This is a genomic window from Serratia sp. NA_112.1, assembly GCF_052691715.1.
On record NZ_JBQZFO010000010.1, the window covers coordinates 91,298 to 106,932 of the forward strand.

Sequence of the window (15,635 nt, forward strand, 5' to 3'; positions counted from 1 at the left end):
TATTTTCCTGAGCAAGCACTCGCTTGGAGTTCATACAGAACACGAAGTTCCGTATGGCCATTGTTTTTTATGTTGATGTCACCCATCCGTGGCTTTTGCCCGGACAATTAGGCTAACATGAATTTCACTCTTCTTCTGCACATCATACGCTATGCAACCATCATCTGAACATGTTAGCGATGTACTGATCGTCGGTAGCGGTGCTGCCGGCCTGTCACTGGCGCTGCGCCTGGCGCAGCATTGCAAGGTTACCGTACTCAGCAAGGGGCCGCTCAACGAAGGCGCCACATTTTATGCCCAAGGCGGGATCGCCGCGGTTTTCGATGAAACGGACAGCATTGCCTCACACGTAGATGACACTTTGATTGCCGGAGCCGGCCTGTGTGACAAAGACGCCGTTGAGTTTATCGCCGGCAATGCGCGCCACTGCGTGCAGTGGTTGATCGATCAGGGGGTATTGTTCGACACCGAGGTCAACGCTCAGGGCGAAGCTCATTACCACCTGACGCGGGAAGGGGGGCACAGCCACCGCCGTATCCTGCATGCCGCTGATGCTACAGGTAAAGAAGTAGAGACTACCCTTGTGGGGAAAGCAAGCAACCACCCCAATATTTGCGTGATGGAACGCCGTAATGCGGTCGATCTGATCACCTCGAACAAAATCGGCCTGCCGGGCACTCGCCGGGTCGTCGGCGCCTATGTGTGGAACCGCGAGTTGGAGCAGGTAGAAACCTACCGCGCCAAAACCGTGGTGCTGGCTACCGGCGGTGCAGCCAAAGTGTATCAATACACCACCAACCCGGATATCTCGTCCGGCGACGGTATCGCCATGGCCTGGCGCGCAGGTTGCCGCGTCGCCAACCTGGAGTTCAATCAGTTCCACCCGACCTGCCTGTTCCATCCGCAGGCGCGTAACTTCCTGCTGACCGAAGCGTTGCGCGGTGAAGGTGCCTATCTGAAACGCCCGGACGGCAGCCGCTTTATGCCCGATTTTGACCCTCGCGGCGAACTGGCACCACGAGACGTAGTCGCGCGAGCCATCGACCACGAAATGAAGCGTCTGGGTGCGGACTGCATGTATCTGGACATCAGCCATAAACCGGCTGAATTCATTACCCAGCATTTCCCGATGATCCATGAAAAACTGCTGACGCTGGGCTTTGACCTGACCCGCCAGCCGATCCCTATCGTCCCCGCCGCGCACTATACCTGCGGGGGTGTGATGGTCGATCAGCATGGTCGTACCGATCTTGACGGGCTATATGCCATTGGCGAGGTCAGCTATACCGGCCTGCACGGCGCTAACCGCATGGCATCCAACTCACTGCTGGAATGTCTGGTCTACGGTTGGTCGGCAGCGGAAGACATCATGATGCGTCTGCCGTTTATCAAGCTGGCGAAACAGCTGCCGCAGTGGGATGAAAGCCGGGTGGACGACGCTGATGAACGAGTGGTGATCCAACATAACTGGCATGAATTGCGCTTGTTTATGTGGGACTACGTAGGGATAGTGCGCACCACCAAACGGCTGGAGCGAGCGCTGCGCCGCATCAATACCTTGCAGGCAGAAATTGACGAGTACTACGCCAACTTCCGCATCTCCAACAACCTGCTGGAACTGCGCAATTTGGTACAGGTGGCGGAGCTTATCGTCCGCAGCGCCCTGGAACGCAAGGAAAGCCGTGGATTGCACTATACGCTGGACTATCCGGACCTGCTGCCGGAAGCGTTGCCGACCATTCTGCAGCCTTAATCGCATCGCTAGGGCACCAATAGCGGTGCCCTTTTCATCTCAGTAAAACAAGTAGAAATCGGTAATCAGACGGCGAAAATCATCGGTGTAACTGCCATCGGCCAACTTAATCGCCAGCTTCTGCTCGGTTGCATCTTCCGCAGGCTGACGCACCAGGGCTAACAGTACCCGGTGCATCGGCGTATCCGCACGATCGCTGACATTCAGTCGCTGCGCAGTATGCCAGCCACGGCGTTGGGCATTAGTTTCGAAAGCTTCGCCAATGTCATGCGGCAGCACCACGCAAAAAGTCCCCTGCGGCGCGATTAACTGTTCCGCACTGGCCAGCAGGGCATCGTGGGTCAGGGTTTCGGTATAGCGTGCGTTGTGTCGCGCCTGGTCACGACAGGCAACCGCAGGCTCGAAATACGGCGGGTTGCTGACGATCAAATCATATTCACCGGCATGATGCTGGGAAAAATGGTGAATATCCTGCGCATGTACCCGAATGCGCGGCGACCAGGGGGATTCCAGCACATTGTCATTCGCCTGTGCAGCGGCGGCTTCATCCAGCTCTACAGCGTCAATCTGCACGTTCTCGGCGGTACGCTGCGCCAGCATCAGCGCGATCAATCCGCTGCCACTGCCGATGTCCAGCACCCGTTGTGCCTGCGCCAGGGGGGCCCATGCACCGAGCAACACGCCGTCGGTACCCACTTTCATTGCACAGCGATCGTGAGCAACAAAAAATTGCTTAAAGGTAAAACCGCCGCGACGCGGAGTAAAATTCGCTTTCGATTGAGTGCTCACAATAACCACCTGAATACAAAACTGGCGTAGCATAAGGCAATCTGATTTTTGGGAAAAGAGATGCTTTCCGCTTAAATAGGTGAAGAACGCGGCCAACCCGTCTATAATCGGCGCCCCAAGTAGAGGTAGACCATGACAGTAACCAATTTTTCCGAGCTCGAACTCGATGAACGCCTGATCAACGCCCTGCGTGATAAAGGCTACGAACGCCCAACCGCCATTCAAGCCGAGGCGATCCCGCCTGCGATGGATGGGCGCGACGTATTGGGTTCGGCGCCGACCGGCACCGGCAAGACCGCTGCATTTTTGCTGCCGGTATTGCAACATCTGCTCGACTTCCCACGCAAGAAGTCCGGCCCACCGCGCGTACTGATCCTGACCCCGACACGCGAGCTGGCGATGCAGGTAGCCGATCAGGCACGTGAACTGGCTGCTCATACTTCGCTGGATATCGCTACCATCACCGGTGGCGTCGCCTATATGAACCACGCGGAAGTCTTCAGCGAAAACCAGGACGTGGTCGTTGCCACTACCGGTCGTCTGCTGCAGTACATTAAAGAAGAAAACTTCGACTGCCGCGCGGTAGAAACGCTGATCCTCGATGAAGCCGACCGCATGCTCGACATGGGCTTCGCGCAGGACATCGAAACCATTTCCGCCGAAACCCGCTGGCGTAACCAGACCCTGCTGTTCTCCGCGACGCTGGAAGGCGATGCCATCCGCGAATTCGCCGAACGTATTCTGAAAGAGCCGGTAGAAGTCGAAGCTGACCCGTCACGCCGCGAGCGCAAAAAGATCCTGCAGTGGTACTACCGCGCCGACGATGTGGCACATAAAACCGCCCTGCTGGTGCATTTGCTGCAACAACCGGACGTGCAGAAATCCGTGATCTTCGTGCGTAAGCGTGAGCGCGTGCATGAGCTGGCAGCCTGGCTGCGCGAGGCCGGTATTAATACCTGTTACCTCGAAGGCGAAATGGTGCAGGCCAAGCGTAACGAAGCGGTAAAACGCATGATGGACGGCCGTGTCAACGTGCTGGTCGCCACCGACGTTGCTGCCCGTGGTCTGGATATTCTGGATATCACCCACGTGTTCAACTTCGACATGCCGCGCACGGCGGATACCTACCTGCACCGCATCGGCCGTACCGGTCGTGCCGGGCGTAAAGGTACCGCGATCTCGCTGGTTGAGGCACACGACCACCTGCTGCTGGGCAAAGTGGGCCGTTACCTGAACGAGCCGTTGAAAGCGCGGGTGATCGAAGAGCTGCGTCCGTCAACCAAAGTGCCGAGCGAAAAAAGCAACGGCAAGCCTTCCAAGAAGGTGCTTGCCAAACGCGCAGCCGACAAAGAAAAGAACAAAGAAAAAGCCAAGGTGAAAGTACGTCATCGCGATGCGAAAAACGTGGGCAAACGTCGCCAGCCGAAGGCAAAACCTGAGAGCAACGGCGCGAAGTAATGCTGCCGTAGTGAATAAAAACCGCCTTCCATTAACCTGAAGGCGGTTTTTTTATGCCCGCTTACAGTTGTGCATAATGCGTTGCCTGCTGATGGCCTTTCAACCAGGCATTCAGTTGTCGAGAACCCTCGCGCATTTCTTCACTCTGCAACGACATTGGCGTTTGTGAGAAATAGAACTGAAAGGCCATCCCCTGCTGATTGCGAGCCTTGGCATCCGCCCCCGCCTGCAACAGCATCAACGCCAACTGCGGCGCATTGGTTTTTGCCGCGACATGCAAAGGCGTATCGCCCAGCCGATCGCTCAACGTGACATCGCCCCCGGAGACCAACAGTAACCGCAGTTGCTCTTCCCGCCCGGCCAATACGGCAGTCGCCAGGGGTGTGGCACCGGTTACCGCGTTACGTGGGTTAACCGCTCCCCCCTGCTCCAGCAACAGCCGCAAATACTGCGAGTCCTGCACCGCCGCCGCAGTATGCAGCGCGCTGTTGCCATCCAGCCCCGGAATGGAGGCATCAGCCCCCAGCTCCAGCAGTAAGGCCAGACTTTGCGGTTGCTGTGCCAGTATTGCCCATTGCAGCAAAGTAACCTGACGGTCGCCCTGCTCGCTCAGACGCCCCTGCGTTGCCTGTTCGAGGATACCCTTGGTGTCACCACGCGCTACCGCCTGGGCCAGCGCCGCATTGTCGTGCCCGTTGAAGGGAGAGTTTTCCTGATTCATCTGTTGCTCCTTAGCCATCATCAGCAAACCGGCGATCGCAACCAACGCCAGCATGGCGATAATCAAGGTCTGCCGTACGCGCCGTCTGTCAGGCATTGGCCTTGATCTCCCATGGCTTTTGCTCCGCCATCGAACTGATGACCTTATCGATACCGTGCGCGGTCAGGCTGCGATCCATATGTTTACTCGGCCGCCAGTCGTCAATGCCGCTCAGAGTATCGTTATTGGCCAATGTGATTTTATGCCCGATGGCGTCCGGAATTAGCGAAGTGGACTCCTGGGTGCCAGTCAGCATGTCGTATTGTTCGCTGTAACGGCGGATCCCCCCCGCTTGAGCATCCTGTTTCGCCGCTGCCGGATCGAGCCCCATACGGTTCAACGTGTAATCGGAAACGCCTGCGGCATTAAAAGTAACCGCCACAGTGCCAGTCGCCAGTGCCGCCGTTGCTGCCAGACCACCGCCAAGCGAATGGCCGGCAATCACCAGTGCCTCGCCAAATGCCGCTTTGGCACTTTTGGCAACCGCGACCGCCTGATTGTACTGCACATCATCATAGCCGGTCGCCTGACGCACATTGCTCAACCAGTCACGCATATCATTGGTGCCAGCAAAAGCCAATACATACTGCTGATTATCGCTGTAGATCCCGGCCTGGAAACCCGATGCCGAGTCATGCAGACTGGCGGGGTCAATGCCTGCACCGAGCAAGGCACCGTCGCTCAAGCGGGTGAAACCACCAACGCCCTGACTGGCGGTGTTGTAAACATCCTTGGCCAGTAACGCCAGCGTATAGTCCCCTTGCTGTGACTGTTGCCCACGCGTCACGCCCTGATTGGCAGCCACCGGCACAGCGGCCGACATATCGCTCACAAGCGTATTCAGCAGATTCTGCGCATTCAGACTGTTTGGGGAAAGCGTGACCGCAGGGGCTTTGGTCGCTGGGGACTCAATCGGCTGTGGCGAACTCAGGGGTTCCGGTATCGCACGGGCCAGCGGGGGTTGAATGGCCGCAGGGCTGACCGCAGAGGTAAAACTCAAAGACATACTCATGCCAACTCCTTGTCGATAGACTTATCTATGCCGCACCCAAATGAGTGCTGCTGTAGCTATCGGCAGGTCGGAGCAGTTCTGTAATGCGAGCGATTATCTTTGCGGGGAATGTGATCAGGATTCACTTTCTGGCCGTTGCGGCAAGAAAAAAGGGAGCCGAAGCTCCCTTATTAATCACGCGGACAATTACAGACTTTCTGTAAAAGTACGTGTAATCACGTCGCGTTGCTGTTCTGGCGTCAGCGAGTTGAAACGCACCGCATAACCGGACACGCGGATGGTCAGCTGCGGGTATTTTTCCGGATGCTTAACCGCATCTTCCAGCGTTTCACGGCGCAACACGTTCACATTCAGGTGCTGACCACCTTCTACGCGAACGGTCGATTGCATTTCCAACGGCACTTCACGGTACTCGATCTGGCCCAGTTCGCTGACCGGAACGACCTGATCTTCCGCGTAGTTGGCTTTCGCACAAACGCAGCGAGCTTCGGATTGTTCATCGTCCAGCAGCCAGAAAGAGTTCACCAGCGCCTGGTCGTTCGCTTTAGTGATTTGAATACCAGTAATCATGTTGTTGCCTCCGTACAAGGGCGAAAAATTCTACTTCGAAAGAAAACCCAATGTTGGTTTCGGCCATTTGGTAAAACCATTGTTGTCTTGTTGTTCTGTATACCAGTCTGACCGGGGCAATTCTTTGATTAAAGTCAATTTTCACGGGGTACCCATACACCGAAAAGGGGCAAGTTTATGTTTTATGTCAATTTTCCCCGCAGGACACATCGCAATTATTTTTGTAAATTTTCAACATTATTTGCATCAACCGAAAAGACGTCAGGATAAAAGCGGGTTTCACTGAGTGAAGCTAAACGGTAAGCTATGCCCAGTGAATTGTTAACGAAAACAAAGGAGAGCGTTTATGTCCACCTCCCTCACCTGGCATGATGTTATCGGCAAGGAGAAAGAGCAGCCCTATTTTCATGAAACGCTTGCCTTTGTTGCCGCTGAACGTCAGGCAGGTAAAACCATTTACCCACCGCAAAAAGACGTGTTCAACGCCTTTCGTTATACCGAACTGGCAGACGTGAAAGTGGTGATCCTCGGTCAGGATCCCTATCACGGCCCGAATCAGGCCCATGGCCTGTCTTTCTCGGTGCTGCCCGGTGTACCTGCTCCCCCTTCGCTGGTGAATATGTATAAAGAGCTGGCAACCGACATTCCTGGCTTTGAACGTCCTGACCACGGCTGTCTGCAAAGCTGGGCGGAACAAGGCGTGCTGCTACTGAACACGGTGTTGACGGTGGAAGGCGGCCAGGCACATTCACACGCCAAGCTGGGCTGGGAAACCTTTACCGATAAGGTGATTGCCGCGCTGAATGAAAACCGCGAAGGCGTAGTGTTTCTGCTGTGGGGCGCTCACGCCCAGAAGAAAGGCAACTTTATCGACAGCAACCGCCACCACGTGCTGAAAGCGCCGCACCCTTCACCGCTTTCCGCCCATAGGGGTTTCCTCGGCTGCCGCCACTTCTCGCAGGCCAACCAGCTGTTGGTGCAACAGGGATTGCAACCTATCGACTGGCTGCCGCAACTGCCGCTAGCCTGATTCAAACGTAAAAAAGGCACCCGAGGGTGCCTTAAGTTTCTGACAAAGCAGGAAAAAGCGTGGTTTTTCCTGCTTTGTGGTGAGCAGCCGAAAATCAATAAATTGATTTTCCTGATTTTTATTTATCGGCCTCTACTCGCTCTGGGCAGGAATGAGGTTTGTCATCAGTCTGAGGCACCCGAGGGTGCCTTTTCTTTACTTAATTAGCTTAAGCCTTGGCTTTGGAAACCGCGACCATCGCTGGGCGCAGCAGGCGACCATTCAGCGTATAGCCTTTTTGCATCACCATCATTACGTGGTTCGGCTGGTGATCGGCAGATTCCATCAGGCTCATTGCCTGGTGCACATCCGGGTTGAACGGCACGTTAATATCACCAACGATCTCGATACCGTACTTGCGCACAACGTCCTGCAGGGACTTCAGCGTCAGCTCGATACCTTCGATCATCGCCGTCAGCTCCGGATTATTTTTATCCGCCAGTTCCAACGCACGCTCCAGGTTATCCAACACCGGCAGCAGGTCGCCGGAAAATTTCTCCAGAGCAAACTTGTGTGCTTTTTCAATATCCAGCTCGGTGCGGCGGCGGACGTTTTCCATTTCCGCTTTGGCACGCAGCAGGCTGTCGCGTTCATGCTGCTGGGCTTCGGCCAGTTGAGCTTCCAGCTCAGCAATGCGCTCATCCCGCAGATCGACGCCCTCAGCCGCTTCCGGCAAGACTTCCTGCTGTTCCATTTCTTCCGAGACTTGCTCGTTTGGCGTCTTCTGTTCTTTACTACTCATGAATATCTCCGCGTTTTAGCATTAATCTCGCAACTTGGCTTATTATGGGGATCAAAACCGGGGTTTCAAGTCAACCGGTCATAATGTGGGGCATAAACTGGTCCCGGTGAGGAAAATCACAACAATGAATAAAAAATTCGCCTGTATTGGCATTGTTGGCCACCCGCGTCACCCTTCGGCGCTGGCAACACATGAGATGTTATTTCACTGGCTGGTCGCCCGAGGCTATTCGGTAATGGTTGAACAGCAGATAGCCCAGGATTTGGCGCTGAAAGATGCGGTCACCGGCAGCCTGGCAGAGATTGGCCAAAAGGCCGATTTGGCCGTAGTGGTCGGTGGCGACGGTAATATGCTGGGTGCAGCGCGCGTGCTGGCGCGTTACGACATAAAAGTTATCGGTGTTAACCGTGGAAATCTCGGTTTCCTGACCGATCTTGATCCCGACAACGCATTGCAGCAATTGGCCGACGTGCTGGAAGGCGAATATATCGATGAACAGCGCTTCCTGCTGGAAACCATCGTACACAAAGAAAACCAGCAGTGCCGCATCAGCACCGCTATCAACGAAGTGGTGCTGCACCCCGGTAAAGTGGCGCACATGATTGAGTTTGAAGTGTATATCGACGATCGCTTCGCCTTCTCACAACGCTCTGACGGCCTGATCATCGCCACCCCAACCGGTTCGACCGCCTATTCGCTTTCTGCTGGCGGGCCGATCCTGACGCCGTCGCTGGAAGCCATCGCGCTGGTCCCGATGTTCCCACACACCCTTTCGGCCCGCCCGTTGGTGATCAACGGCAACAGCACCATCCGGCTGAAGTTTTCGCAGATTGGCAGCGATCTGGAGATCAGCTGCGACAGCCAAATCGCGTTACCAATCCAGGAAGGTGAAGAGGTATTGATACGCCGTAGTGATTTCCATCTGAATCTTATTCACCCAAAGGACTACAGCTATTTCAATACGTTAAGCACCAAGCTGGGTTGGTCAAAAAAATTATTCTAAAAACTGCACCAGCCTCTTTACTGTATATAAAACCAGTCTATACTGTATGAAAATACAGTTATGATTTTATACACAGGAAGGTTCCCATGCTGGCGCAATTGACCATCAGCAATTTTGCTATCGTTCGTGAGTTGGAAATTGATTTTCAACCGGGTATGACGGCGATTACCGGTGAAACCGGCGCCGGCAAATCGATCGCCATCGACGCGTTGGGGCTATGCCTCGGTAATCGCGCCGATGGTAACGTCGTCCGGCTGGGAGCCGCCCGTGCCGATATCTGCGCCCGTTTCTCACTGGCGGATACCCCTTCTGCACGACAATGGCTCGAGCAGAACCAGTTGGACGACAGCAATGAGTGCCTGCTGCGCCGGGTGATCAACGCAGATGGCCGTTCCCGCGGCTTTATCAATGGCACCGCCGTCCCGCTTTCGCAACTGCGCGAACTCGGCCAGCGCCTGATTCAAATCCATGGCCAGCATGCCCACCAGTTGTTGCTCAAACCAGAGCACCAAAAACAATTGCTCGACGCCTACGCCGATGAACCCGCCCTGCTAACGCAAATGCAACAGGCTTACCAGCGCTGGCACCAAAGCTGCCGCGAACTGGCTCATCATCAGCAGCAGTCCATCGAGCGCGACGCGCGCAAACAACTGCTGCAATACCAATTGAAAGAGCTGAACGAGTTTGCGCCGCAGGCCGGTGAGTTTGAACAAATCGACACCGAATTCAAACGCCTGGCCAACAGCGGCCAGTTGCTGACCATCAGCCAGCAAACCCTGCAATTACTGGCCGATAGCGAAGAAAGTAATATGCTGAGCCAGCTCTATACCGCCAAACACCTGCTGCTTGAGCTGGTCGGCATGGATGAAAAGCTCAGTGGCCTGCTGGATATGCTTGAAGAGGCATCAATCCAAATCAGTGAAGCCAGCGATGAACTGCGCCACTACGCCGATCGCATGGATCTGGATCCGAACCGCCTGCAAGAACTCGAACAGCGCCTGTCGCGGCAAATCAACCTGGCGCGTAAACATCACGTCGCGCCTGAAGAGCTGCCGCAGTTGCACCAGCAAATGCTGGCTGAACAACAGCTGCTGTCACAGCAAGAAAACGACCACGAACACCTGACCGAGGCGGTTACGCTGCATCATCAACAAGCGCTGTTGTTGGCAGAGCAACTACATCAGAAACGCCAGCATTATGCCGCTGAGCTGACCACGTTGATTACCGACAGCATGCAGGCACTCTCCATGCCGCACGGCAAATTCAATATCGACGTCCGCTTCGAGCCGCAGCATTTGAGTGCTGAAGGCGCGACCCGCACCGAATTCTGTGTGTCCACTAACCCAGGCCAACCGCTGCAAGCGCTGGCAAAAGTGGCCTCCGGTGGCGAACTGTCCCGCATTGCGCTGGCCATCCAGGTGATTACCGCTCGTAAGATGGAAACCCCGGCGCTGATTTTCGACGAAGTGGATGTTGGTATCAGCGGCCCGACGGCCGCCATTGTTGGTCGCCTGTTGCGTCAACTTGGAGAATCTACCCAAGTCATGTGCGTCACCCACCTTCCGCAGGTGGCCGGTTGTGGGCATCAGCACCTGTTTGTCAGCAAGCAGACTGACGGCACGGAAACCGAAACGAAGATGTCACCGTTGGATAAACGTGCTCGTTTGCAAGAATTGGCGCGTCTTTTGGGCGGCAGTGAAGTCACCCGAAATACCCTGGCAAACGCGAAAGAACTGCTTGCTGCATAGAAAAGCTCAACTTTTTTACTTTCCTGAGGTCATATTGGGGCCCTGTAAAGGTTTCCAACTGCTGCAAGGTCTATTATCATCGGCATCCTATGCCCTAAAGGAATGTGATTACTATGCGCTGTAAAACGCTGACTGCCGCCGCTGTGGTTCTTGTGATGCTGAGTGCAGGCTGTTCTACTTTTGAGAAGGTGGTTTACCGGCCTGACATCAACCAAGGGAACTACCTGACGTCAACCGACGTAGCTAAAATCCAAAAAGGTATGACCCAGCAACAGGTCGCTTATACATTGGGAACCCCAATGCTGCAGGATCCGTTCGGTACTCAAACGTGGTTCTATGTGTTCCGCCAGCAGCCGGGTCATGAAAATATCACCCAGCAAACTCTGACGCTGACCTTTAACAGCGCGGGCGTATTGACCGATATTCAGAACAAGCCTGCGCTGACCAAGTAATCAGTACAGGAACTGTCGTCCGGCCCGTGAGGGACAAATCAAGTTCTTCATGACAGTCACAGGCTGCAACTCGGAAGATAAAATTCTGATAAAAAAATAAGGCGCACTCAGCGCCTTATTTTTTTGCCTTCTCTGCCCGTTGACGGCGCAGCTCTTTGGGATCGGCAATCAAGGGGCGATAAATTTCCACCCGGTCGCCATCATTGAGCACATCGCTCAACTTGGCCGGTCGGCTATAAATGCCCACCTTGTTACTTTGCAAATCAATGTCACTGCGCAGTTCCAGCAATCCGGAGGCCATAATGGCCTGCTCAACATTGCTGCCCTCTGCCAGTTTCACATTGCGCAGATACTGACGCTCCGGCAAGGCATAAACCACCTCAACCCGTATCTCAGACACTGTAAACCTCTTTCGCCCGCTGGGTGAATGCCTGCACCATATTACCGGCCAACTCTTTAAATACCTTGCCGAACGCCAACTCGATCAGTTTGTTGGTAAATTCGAAGTCCAGGTGCAGCTCAACCTTACAGGCTTCCGGACTGAGCGGCGTAAAGTGCCAGCCCCCCATCAACTTGCGGAACGGGCCGTCAACCAACTGCATATTGATGCTCTGATTATCCAGCAGCGTATTGCGCGTGGTAAAAGTTTTGCTGATACCGGCTTTGGCAACATCTACCGCGGCGGTCATTTCGTTGTTGGACGCGTTAATCACCCGGCTACCGGTACAACCTGGCAGAAAATCGGGATAAGAATGAACATCGTTAACCAACTGATACATCTGCTCGGCACTAAATGGCACTAACGCAGATCGACTGATCTGGGGCATATCATTTCCTGTGAGACACAAAACGTACAAATCATACCATTTATCTATCGGCAAACAAAAAATCTGCTATGCAACGCGGAGGCCAAAAATGCGAAAAATTGCGCAGGTGCTGAGAGGTAAAGGATTTCTTTCGCTGACGCATCCAGTATAATGAACGCACTATGACAAAGAAAAAAGCACACAAACCCGGCTCTGCCACCATTGCGCAAAACAAGCGAGCGCGTTTCGAATACTCCATTGAGGAAGAATTCGAAGCGGGCCTGTCCCTGCAAGGGTGGGAAGTCAAATCACTGCGTGCCGGCAAAGCCAACATTAGTGACAGCTACGTGACCTTCCGCGATGGTGAAGCCTACCTGTTTGGCGCCACTGTCTCACCGCTCAACGTAGCTTCTACTCATGTGGTCTGCGATCCGACACGTACCCGTAAACTCCTGCTGAAAAAACGTGAGCTGGACTCACTGCTCGGCCGTGTAAACCGTGACGGTTACACCGTGGTTGCCTTGTCCATGTATTGGAAAAATGCCTGGGCCAAGATCAAAATCGGCGTAGCCAAAGGCAAGAAAGAACACGATAAGCGCGATGACATCAAAGATCGTGAATGGCAGACGGCGAAATCCCGTATCATGAAACACGCCAACCGATAAGCCACTGGCTTATCGGGTAAAACTTCTGTTATACTGCGCGACGTAACTTGGGGCTGATTCTGGATTCGACGGGATTGTGAGGCCTTAGGAGCATGCCGAGGGGCGGTTTGCCTCGTTAAAAGCCGCAAAAAAAATAATTGCAAACGACTCGCAATTCGAATCTGCTGCTTTAGCAGCTTAATCAGCCTAAGAAACTGAAGATTCCCTCTCTCCCTAGCCTCCGCTCTTAGGACGGGGATCAAGAGAGGTCAAACCCAAAAGAGATCGCGTGGATGTCCTGCCTGGGGCTGAAGCGTTAAACCCAATCAGGCTAGTTTGTTAGTGGCGTGTCCATCCGCAGCTGACCGGCGAATGTGAAGATTGGACTAAGCATGTAGTGCCGACGGTGTAGTAATTCCGGACGGGGGTTCAAATCCCCCCAGCTCCACCAAATAAAACAAGGGGTTACGTGAAAGCGTAGCCCCTTTTTCTTTACAGTGGCGACAAAATGGCGACATAACAATAACCGCCTTGGCTCTGAGAGATCCCTATCAATCAGCTCACTATGGGCTTTTTTCGAACCCCTCAAAGGGTTAACATTAGCTTTCCTTAATATGGAGATTTATAGAGGATTTCATGAAAAAATTTCTAAAATGGGTTTTAATAATTTTCGTTGTTCTTATTGTAATTGGTTATATCTCTGGTAAGGACAAACAGACTACCAGCACAACAGCGCTTTCTAGCAGTACAACTACAGAGCAACCCAAAAAGGAAAGGGTAGAAGATAGTTACCCTGATCAGGAAAAACGCTTCATTCAAATTGTTGAGCAGGCAATCAGTGGCTCGAAAGCTTCCGCCAATGACATGCAAAAAGGCGGAGTTAAAGCAGACCGTACAGACGCCTTATGTGGTTTATTGAAGAATAAATCGGTAAAAGATTGGGTCGGTAAAGTTGATACCGTTGATTCTAATAGTGACGGTAAAGGGGTGTTAACCATTCAACTTACTCGCGATATTTCGGTAAAAACTTGGAATAACGCGCTATCTGATATCTCTGATAACACCTTGCTAACTCCCAGGACTCCAATTTTCAATGCTGCTTCAAACCTTAAGAAAGGCGATTACGTTGTCTTTTCTGGCCGATTCATAGCAGACAATGAAAGCTGCATCAGAGAGTCGAGCATGGGCTTAAGCGGTGGGCTTGAAGAACCAGAGTTTATCTTTAAGTTTAGTGAAATAGCGCCCAAGTAAAACCTTTTGAATCCAGCAAGCCCGCATTAACATGCGGGTTTTTTGTTAGCTCCCTGCTGTTCAGATTTTTCAGTTTGACTTAAACCCCTTAACAGCCCTCGAAACCTTGCGGCGCCTGGCGTCATGAGGTTTCCTCCAAAACTCTAACGATCCCTATCAGCAAGCATAAAACTCACGTAAAACAAACTTTTCCCTTAACTTTCAATCAACTGGATTTTTGGCGAGATCCTGCCGAGATCGTCAAAACTGTAAAAACCTGAAATCCGTTTCAAAGTTTTCAGTTTGGCCCTGTTCGCAAAACCCCAGCAGCGGCGCGGGCTGGCGGGGTGATTTGTAGAAAAATAAAACTGAAAAATTTTTATGATCCAAAACGCGCAGGCGGGTGTGCAGGCGTACCTGATTTACCGCCAACGTGGAGTGTTACCCCATCGGGTACAGGTGATGATGGACAGCATCATGAATACCATCAAGCTGCATGAGCATCGATTGGTCTAACCTCGCCAACCCTGTCAGCCGTGGTCCTGCGCCTGTTTGATAAAATCGATAAAGGCCCGCAATGGCGCGGGAATAAATCGGCGGTCAGAATAATAGAGATAGAGACCGGAAAATTGTGGCCACCAGGCTTCAAGCACCGGCTCCAAATCGCCACGGGTTAAATATGGCCTTAATCAAGCCTACTTATTTAACATGGAAATCAGCGAGATGTGCAGATAACATGACGACGCTGCCTAAATTTACGGCAGCGATTTACTCAAACAGGAGTCGTTATGACGCAAAACATTTATGACAATCAGGCCTTTTTCGACGGCTATGCCCAGCTCAGCCGCTCGGTACAGGGGCTGGACGGCGCACCGGAATGGCAAACCATCCGTAGCGTCCTGCCGGACTTGCAGGGTAAAAGTGTGGTCGATCTCGGCTGTGGTTATGGCTGGTTCTGCCGCAGCGCACGTGAACAGGGTGCCGCCAGCGTTTTGGGATTAGATCTGTCGGAGAAAATGCTCGATAAGGCACGGGCGATGACTCAGGATAGCGGCATTGAATACCGTCAACAGGATCTGGAACAGCTTCAATTACCATCGCTGTCTTTTGATCTAGCCTACAGCTCGCTGACTTTGCATTACATCGAAGATCTGGCCCGGCTGTTTGCCACGGTTTATCAGGCGCTGGTGCCGGGTGGGCATTTTATCTTCACCGCTGAGCACCCGATTTACACCGCACCAAAACAGCAGGGCTGGTTGCTGGACGAAAATGGGCAAAAATCCTGGCCGGTCAACGGTTATCAGCAGGAAGGTCAACGCATTTCAAACTGGTTGGCGGAAGGGGTGATCAAGCAGCATCGCATGCTCGGCAGTTACCTTAATCTGCTGGTGCAGCAAGGTTTCGTCGTGAACTACCTCAATGAATGGGGCCCTTCGGCACGGCAAATCGCAGAAAACCCCGCGCTGGACGAAGAGAAAGAACGCCCGATGATTTTTATTCTGGCTGCCCATAAACCCGCATAATTATTGCCCTGCGTAGTAAATCCTTAACATATCCAATATTGGGGAGGCTGCCTCCCCCAAAGTCACCGATGATTCA

General features: G+C 53.3%; 17 protein-coding genes, 1 other RNA gene and 1 pseudogene. 11 read left to right on the plus strand and 8 right to left on the minus strand.

The annotated features are described in order from the left end of the window. The first annotated feature begins 151 nt into the window (after window positions 1–151). On the plus strand, window positions 152–1,753 hold the full coding sequence (nadB, locus tag ACUTQ5_RS17775; protein WP_445652315.1) for an L-aspartate oxidase: 1,602 nt from the start codon (window positions 152–154) through the stop codon (window positions 1,751–1,753). Between the two features lie 39 nt (window positions 1,754–1,792). On the opposite strand, the gene trmN is transcribed toward nadB, so the two are convergent. Then, window positions 1,793–2,575 (minus strand): tRNA(1)(Val) (adenine(37)-N(6))-methyltransferase TrmN, encoded by a 783-nt coding sequence (gene trmN / locus ACUTQ5_RS17780; protein WP_445652316.1) that lies wholly within the window; start codon window positions 2,573–2,575, stop codon window positions 1,793–1,795. 99 nt (window positions 2,576–2,674) lie between these two features. Between trmN and srmB the strand changes: the two genes are divergently transcribed. Then, entirely contained in the window at window positions 2,675–4,000 is a 1,326-nt protein-coding gene (gene srmB / locus ACUTQ5_RS17785) for an ATP-dependent RNA helicase SrmB (protein ID WP_445652317.1), read from the plus strand. 61 nt (window positions 4,001–4,061) lie between these two features. Here srmB and ACUTQ5_RS17790 read toward each other — a convergent pair whose 3' ends face one another. The 3 genes from ACUTQ5_RS17790 to grcA form a co-directional block, all read right to left on the minus strand. Then, window positions 4,062–4,817 carry an ankyrin repeat domain-containing protein gene (locus tag ACUTQ5_RS17790; RefSeq protein WP_445652318.1) on the minus strand — a complete coding sequence of 252 codons (756 nt, stop codon included), beginning with the start codon at window positions 4,815–4,817 and terminating at the stop codon, window positions 4,062–4,064. Continuing rightward, window positions 4,810–5,772 carry a phospholipase gene (locus ACUTQ5_RS17795; protein WP_445652319.1) on the minus strand — a complete coding sequence of 321 codons (963 nt, stop codon included), beginning with the start codon at window positions 5,770–5,772 and terminating at the stop codon, window positions 4,810–4,812. Before ACUTQ5_RS17795 ends, ACUTQ5_RS17790 begins: the two co-directional genes overlap by 8 nt. A gap of 186 nt (window positions 5,773–5,958) precedes the next feature. Then, window positions 5,959–6,342 carry an autonomous glycyl radical cofactor GrcA gene (gene grcA, locus ACUTQ5_RS17800; RefSeq protein ID WP_445652320.1) on the minus strand — a complete coding sequence of 128 codons (384 nt, stop codon included), beginning with the start codon at window positions 6,340–6,342 and terminating at the stop codon, window positions 5,959–5,961. 346 nt (window positions 6,343–6,688) lie between these two features. Between grcA and ung the strand changes: the two genes are divergently transcribed. Continuing rightward, complete coding sequence (ung, locus tag ACUTQ5_RS17805; RefSeq protein ID WP_445652321.1) at window positions 6,689–7,372, plus strand: uracil-DNA glycosylase; 684 nt, start codon at window positions 6,689–6,691, stop codon at window positions 7,370–7,372. 208 nt (window positions 7,373–7,580) lie between these two features. Here the strand turns inward: ung and grpE are convergent, their stop codons facing one another. Next, complete coding sequence (gene grpE / locus ACUTQ5_RS17810; RefSeq protein ID WP_020828269.1) at window positions 7,581–8,153, minus strand: nucleotide exchange factor GrpE; 573 nt, start codon at window positions 8,151–8,153, stop codon at window positions 7,581–7,583. A 124-nt stretch (window positions 8,154–8,277) separates the two neighbouring features. Here grpE and nadK point away from each other — a divergent pair, with 124 nt between their 5' ends. The 3 genes from nadK (at window position 8,278) to bamE (ending at window position 11,356) form a co-directional block, all read left to right on the plus strand. Further along, on the plus strand, window positions 8,278–9,156 hold the full coding sequence (nadK, locus tag ACUTQ5_RS17815; RefSeq protein WP_445652322.1) for an NAD(+) kinase: 879 nt from the start codon (window positions 8,278–8,280) through the stop codon (window positions 9,154–9,156). A gap of 86 nt (window positions 9,157–9,242) precedes the next feature. After that, complete coding sequence (recN, locus tag ACUTQ5_RS17820; protein WP_445652323.1) at window positions 9,243–10,904, plus strand: DNA repair protein RecN; 1,662 nt, start codon at window positions 9,243–9,245, stop codon at window positions 10,902–10,904. A gap of 113 nt (window positions 10,905–11,017) precedes the next feature. Further along, a complete protein-coding gene (bamE, locus tag ACUTQ5_RS17825) occupies window positions 11,018–11,356 on the plus strand; it encodes an outer membrane protein assembly factor BamE (RefSeq protein ID WP_445652324.1) in 339 nt (112 codons plus the stop codon). Window positions 11,357–11,471: 115 nt separating this feature from the next. On the opposite strand, the gene ACUTQ5_RS17830 is transcribed toward bamE, so the two are convergent. Both ACUTQ5_RS17830 and ACUTQ5_RS17835 read right to left on the minus strand, forming a co-directional pair. Then, window positions 11,472–11,756, minus strand: coding sequence for an RnfH family protein (locus ACUTQ5_RS17830; protein ID WP_445652325.1), 285 nt, complete (start codon window positions 11,754–11,756; stop codon window positions 11,472–11,474). Next, window positions 11,749–12,183 carry a type II toxin-antitoxin system RatA family toxin gene (locus ACUTQ5_RS17835; protein WP_020828273.1) on the minus strand — a complete coding sequence of 145 codons (435 nt, stop codon included), beginning with the start codon at window positions 12,181–12,183 and terminating at the stop codon, window positions 11,749–11,751. The genes ACUTQ5_RS17830 and ACUTQ5_RS17835 overlap by 8 nt, the downstream gene beginning before the upstream one ends. A gap of 161 nt (window positions 12,184–12,344) precedes the next feature. Between ACUTQ5_RS17835 and smpB the strand changes: the two genes are divergently transcribed. The 4 genes from smpB to ACUTQ5_RS17855 all read left to right on the plus strand — a co-directional run bounded on the left by smpB (window position 12,345) and on the right by ACUTQ5_RS17855 (window position 14,552). Further along, entirely contained in the window at window positions 12,345–12,827 is a 483-nt protein-coding gene (smpB, locus tag ACUTQ5_RS17840; RefSeq protein WP_135317654.1) for an SsrA-binding protein SmpB, read from the plus strand. A gap of 49 nt (window positions 12,828–12,876) precedes the next feature. Next, window positions 12,877–13,257: a transfer-messenger RNA gene (ssrA, locus tag ACUTQ5_RS17845) on the plus strand. A gap of 185 nt (window positions 13,258–13,442) precedes the next feature. Next, a complete protein-coding gene (locus ACUTQ5_RS17850) occupies window positions 13,443–14,057 on the plus strand; it encodes a hypothetical protein (RefSeq protein WP_060706411.1) in 615 nt (204 codons plus the stop codon). Between the two features lie 360 nt (window positions 14,058–14,417). Next, window positions 14,418–14,552, plus strand: a complete 135-nt coding sequence (locus ACUTQ5_RS17855; RefSeq protein WP_445652326.1) for a hypothetical protein — start codon at window positions 14,418–14,420, stop codon at window positions 14,550–14,552. 14 nt (window positions 14,553–14,566) lie between these two features. Here ACUTQ5_RS17855 and ACUTQ5_RS17860 read toward each other — a convergent pair. Then, window positions 14,567–14,725: pseudogene (locus ACUTQ5_RS17860) on the minus strand (LysR family transcriptional regulator); the annotation flags it as partial. A 99-nt stretch (window positions 14,726–14,824) separates the two neighbouring features. Here ACUTQ5_RS17860 and ACUTQ5_RS17865 point away from each other — a divergent pair. Next, entirely contained in the window at window positions 14,825–15,559 is a 735-nt protein-coding gene (locus ACUTQ5_RS17865; protein ID WP_445652327.1) for a class I SAM-dependent methyltransferase, read from the plus strand. The last annotated feature ends 76 nt before the right edge of the window (window positions 15,560–15,635 follow it).

Excerpts from the sequence above, each read along its gene's own strand:
- recN (WP_445652323.1), top strand. The coding sequence starts at position 9,243 with ATGCTGGCGCAATTGACCATCAGCAATTTTGCTATCGTTCGTGAGTTG.
- ACUTQ5_RS17835 (WP_020828273.1), bottom strand. The coding sequence starts at position 12,183 with ATGCCCCAGATCAGTCGATCTGCGTTAGTGCCATTTAGTGCCGAGCAG.
- srmB (WP_445652317.1), top strand. The coding sequence starts at position 2,675 with ATGACAGTAACCAATTTTTCCGAGCTCGAACTCGATGAACGCCTGATC.
- ung (WP_445652321.1), top strand. The coding sequence starts at position 6,689 with ATGTCCACCTCCCTCACCTGGCATGATGTTATCGGCAAGGAGAAAGAG.
- nadK (WP_445652322.1), top strand. The coding sequence starts at position 8,278 with ATGAATAAAAAATTCGCCTGTATTGGCATTGTTGGCCACCCGCGTCAC.
- nadB (WP_445652315.1), top strand. The coding sequence starts at position 152 with ATGCAACCATCATCTGAACATGTTAGCGATGTACTGATCGTCGGTAGC.
- ACUTQ5_RS17795 (WP_445652319.1), bottom strand. The coding sequence starts at position 5,772 with ATGAGTATGTCTTTGAGTTTTACCTCTGCGGTCAGCCCTGCGGCCATT.
- grpE (WP_020828269.1), bottom strand. The coding sequence starts at position 8,153 with ATGAGTAGTAAAGAACAGAAGACGCCAAACGAGCAAGTCTCGGAAGAA.
- ACUTQ5_RS17850 (WP_060706411.1), top strand. The coding sequence starts at position 13,443 with ATGAAAAAATTTCTAAAATGGGTTTTAATAATTTTCGTTGTTCTTATT.
- trmN (WP_445652316.1), bottom strand. The coding sequence starts at position 2,575 with ATGCTACGCCAGTTTTGTATTCAGGTGGTTATTGTGAGCACTCAATCG.
- grcA (WP_445652320.1), bottom strand. The coding sequence starts at position 6,342 with ATGATTACTGGTATTCAAATCACTAAAGCGAACGACCAGGCGCTGGTG.
- ACUTQ5_RS17865 (WP_445652327.1), top strand. The coding sequence starts at position 14,825 with ATGACGCAAAACATTTATGACAATCAGGCCTTTTTCGACGGCTATGCC.
- ACUTQ5_RS17855 (WP_445652326.1), top strand. The coding sequence starts at position 14,418 with ATGATCCAAAACGCGCAGGCGGGTGTGCAGGCGTACCTGATTTACCGC.
- ACUTQ5_RS17790 (WP_445652318.1), bottom strand. The coding sequence starts at position 4,817 with ATGCCTGACAGACGGCGCGTACGGCAGACCTTGATTATCGCCATGCTG.
- bamE (WP_445652324.1), top strand. The coding sequence starts at position 11,018 with ATGCGCTGTAAAACGCTGACTGCCGCCGCTGTGGTTCTTGTGATGCTG.
- smpB (WP_135317654.1), top strand. The coding sequence starts at position 12,345 with ATGACAAAGAAAAAAGCACACAAACCCGGCTCTGCCACCATTGCGCAA.